3 protein-coding genes and 1 pseudogene are annotated in these 3,275 nt (G+C 72.7%); 1 reads left to right on the plus strand and 3 read right to left on the minus strand.

Annotated features, from left to right (window positions below; all coding sequences use genetic code 11):
* The coding region (locus tag AOK11_RS45405) for a hypothetical protein (RefSeq protein ID WP_157869454.1) at positions 1-387 on the plus strand (387 nt) is incomplete at both ends.
* Between the two features lie 2 nt (positions 388-389).
* Here the strand turns inward: AOK11_RS45405 and AOK11_RS27045 are convergent.
* The 3 genes and pseudogenes from AOK11_RS27045 to AOK11_RS27055 all read right to left on the minus strand — a co-directional run.
* Positions 390-1,472 (minus strand): annotated as a pseudogene (locus AOK11_RS27045) (RNA polymerase sigma factor SigF); the annotation flags it as partial.
* A 17-nt stretch (positions 1,473-1,489) separates the two neighbouring features.
* The gene (locus AOK11_RS27050; protein WP_004925829.1) at positions 1,490-1,903 is read right to left on the minus strand and encodes an ATP-binding protein; all 414 of its coding nucleotides are present in this window, start codon (positions 1,901-1,903) and stop codon (positions 1,490-1,492) included.
* Positions 1,904-2,203: 300 nt separating this feature from the next.
* A complete protein-coding gene (locus tag AOK11_RS27055) occupies positions 2,204-3,079 on the minus strand; it encodes a 1-aminocyclopropane-1-carboxylate deaminase/D-cysteine desulfhydrase (RefSeq protein WP_055596336.1) in 876 nt (291 codons plus the stop codon).
* Positions 3,080-3,275: the final 196 nt, after the last annotated feature.

Here is a 3,275-nt window from a genome sequence, read left to right on the forward strand (position 1 = left end):
CCCCCGCCGGCCCCCGCCCGCGCCGCCTGACGTACGCCGCGGGGCTCGCCGCCCTGGAGGGGCTGGCCCTGCTGATCGGCGGGATCTGGATGCTGGTCCGCGGGCTCACAGGACAGCCGGACGACCGGCAACAGGCCGTCACCGGCGGAGTGACGCTCGCGATCCTCGCCCTGCTTCCGCTGCTCGCCGCGCGCGGGCTGCTCGGACGCCGCAGCTGGAGCCGCGGCCCGGCCGTCATCACCCAGCTCCTGGCCCTGCCCGTGGCCTACAACCTGCTGCAGTCCGACAGTGTGGCCATCCCGGCGGGGATCGTGCTCGCGGTGGTGGCCGTCACGGCCCTGGTCCTGCTGCTGAACCCCGAGACGACCCGGGCCCTCGGTATCCGGGNNGACGTGCATCTGGGAGATGCCCACCTCCTGGGCGATCTGCGACTGGGTCATGTTGCCGAAGAAGCGCAGCAGCAGAATCCGCTTCTCGCGCGGAGGCAGGTCCTCGAGCAGCGGCTTCAGCGACTCGCGGTACTCCACGCCCTCCAGCGCCTCGTCCTCCGCGCCCAGGGTGTCCGCGACCGCCGGGGACTCGTCGTCGGTGTCGGGGACGTCCAGGGACAGCGTGGAGTACGCGTTGGCGGACTCCAGGCCCTCCAGGACCTCCTCCTCCGAGATCGCCAGCTTCTCGGCGAGCTCGTGGACCGTGGGGGAGCGGCCGTGCTGCTGCGAGAGCTCGGCCGTCGCCGTCGTCAGCGCCAGCCGCAGCTCCTGCAGCCTGCGGGGGACGCGCACCGCCCAGCCCTTGTCGCGGAAGTGCCGCTTGATCTCGCCGACGACCGTCGGGGTCGCGTACGTCGAGAACTCCACGCCACGGTCCGGGTCGAAGCGGTCGACCGACTTGATCAGGCCGATGGTGGCGACCTGAGTCAGGTCGTCCAGCGGCTCCCCGCGGTTGCGGAAGCGGCGCGCGAGATGCTCGACGAGCGGCAGATGCATGCGGACCAGCCGGTTGCGCAGCTCCGCGTACTCCGGAGTGCCGTCCTGCAGCGTGCGCAGCTCGAGGAACAAGGCACGCGCCCCACTGCGGTCCTGCGGGTCGCGCTGCGCGCCGTGCGTGCCCGGGGTGTCCGGGGTGCGCTGGGAGCCCTGCGCACCCGGCGTCCGCGCCGCCTCGCTCTCGGCGTGTCGCTCGTGCTCGTTCATCGTCCCGCCCGTCGCCCTTCCCCGAGCGCTCGCCTCGTCCCCCGCCGTCGGCTCCCCACGCGCCCGGTCTCCCCCGTGGCCGGGGGAGGCCCCGGGCCGACCGGCCTCAGGCCTGCTCCGCGCGGCGGGATCGTGCTGCCCGTCGTCCGGAGCACCGGCCACCGGGGAGTCGTCCTCCGGATGCGGCCGGGCCTGTTCCGGGATGGCGTCGATGCCCTCGATGCCGCCGGAGATCCGCTCGGCAGGCAGCTCGCGTGTGCCGCGTTCTTCGTCCCGCACCGGCCCGTCCTCGTTCCTCACGCCGGCCCGGGTCCCGCGCCGCGCTGTTTGTAGAGGCTGATCGAAACGGTTTTGTCCTCGTCCACGGCGGAGGAGACCTTGCCCGCGAGAGCGGACAGCACGGTCCACGCGAAGGTGTCGCGCGAAGGGGCGTGGCCGTCCGTGGTGGGCGCCGAGACGGTGACCTCGAGCGAGTCGTCGACGAGGCGGAAGACACAACTGAGCACCGAACCCGGCACGGCCTGCTGAAGCAGGATCGCGCAGGCCTCGTCGACCGCGATGCGCAGGTCCTCGATCTCGTCGAGGGTGAAGTCCAAACGGGCCGCGAGGCCGGCCGTGGCCGTACGCAGCACCGACAGGTAGGCACCCGCGGCCGGCAGCCGGACTTCCACGAAGTCCTGGGTCGCGGGCTCGCCTGCGATCTGGGACACCCTCACCTCCAAGGTGGTACAAGCGTTCAGGATCGGGGTCGCCCCCGGATAACGCGATACGTGGTTCAGCGGTGACGCTACCGCGCTCCGGATGGTCCTGTCCCCGGGACCCCGACCCCATGCTGTTACTCATAGTAAAACTACGGATACGCTCCGTGGCTAGGGGTCTGCGGGCCCGAATGGGAAGAGCGCGCGCCGCATTGACGTACCCAGACGTCAGACGGTCGAACCATCCGTGCCGGAGTCTCTCGGGGGCACCTTGGGAAACACCCGGAAGCCCTTGCCCACAGGCCCGCCCGCTCACGGGAAAGGGCGCCCGGTGACGACGGCCGCGACCGTGCTGCCGCGCGGGAACGCGTTTTCCTCGACCAGGACGACAAGAGCGTAAAGCAATTTGGCGACATAGACACGTTCGACGGGTACGCCGTGACGGCGCTCGAAGTCCGCGGCGAACGCGTCGAGTTCCTGGGTGGTCCGGGCGTAGCCGCCGAAGTGGAAGCGGTCGTCCAGGCTCCAGTCGCCGCGCGGACCACCGAACGCCTCGGCCTGCAGCCCCCGTATCCCGGCGGCCAGGAAGCCGCCCTTGAGCACCGGAACGCCCAGCGCGCGCCCGCCCCGGCCGAGTCCGCAGGCCAGCCCGGCGAGCGTTCCGCCGGTACCGCACGCCGTCGCGACCACGTCCGCCCGGCCGGCCAGCTCCTCCCCGAGCGCCTGGCAGCCGCGCACGGCGAGGGCGTTGCTGCCGCCCTCGGGGACGACGTACGCGTCCACGGCGCCCGCCTCGCGCAGCACGGCCGCGAGGGTCGCCGGCGCGGTCTTGTCGCGGTAGGTCGCCCGGTCGACGAAGTGCAGCCGCATGCCGTCGGCCACGCACCGGGCCAGCGAGGCGTTGAGGGGGCGGCCGGCGAGTTCCTGGCCGCGCACCACGCCGACCGTGGGCAGCCCCAGCAGTCGTCCGGCGGCGGCGGTGGCCCGCAGGTGGTTGGAGTAGGCGCCACCGAAGGTGAGCACCGTCCGGCCGGTCGCCGCCGAGAGGTTCGGAGCGAGTTTGCGCCACTTGTTTCCGATCAGCTCCGGATGGATCAGATCGTCCCGCTTCAGTACCAGCCGGACCCCGCGCCGCTCGAACCGTTCGTCCACGACGTCCTGCACCGGCGAGGGCAGCCGGGGGCGCAGGTCCGCGAGGTCTCCGTGGCCGGCGGGGGCGACGAAGGCTGCGGAGGCCGTGGTGGTGGAGGCCAGGGGGGTGGAGGCCGCGGAGGCGGATACCGCGGGCTCGGGACCGGGACGGGCTCCTGGCGTCGGGCCGGTGTCGGGATCGGGGGTGTCCGGGCTGGTCACGGGGTCATTGTCGCCCGGTGGGGGCGACAAT

Source organism: Streptomyces hirsutus, assembly GCF_001418415.1.
GTDB lineage: Bacteria > Actinomycetota > Actinomycetes > Streptomycetales > Streptomycetaceae > Streptomyces > Streptomyces hirsutus.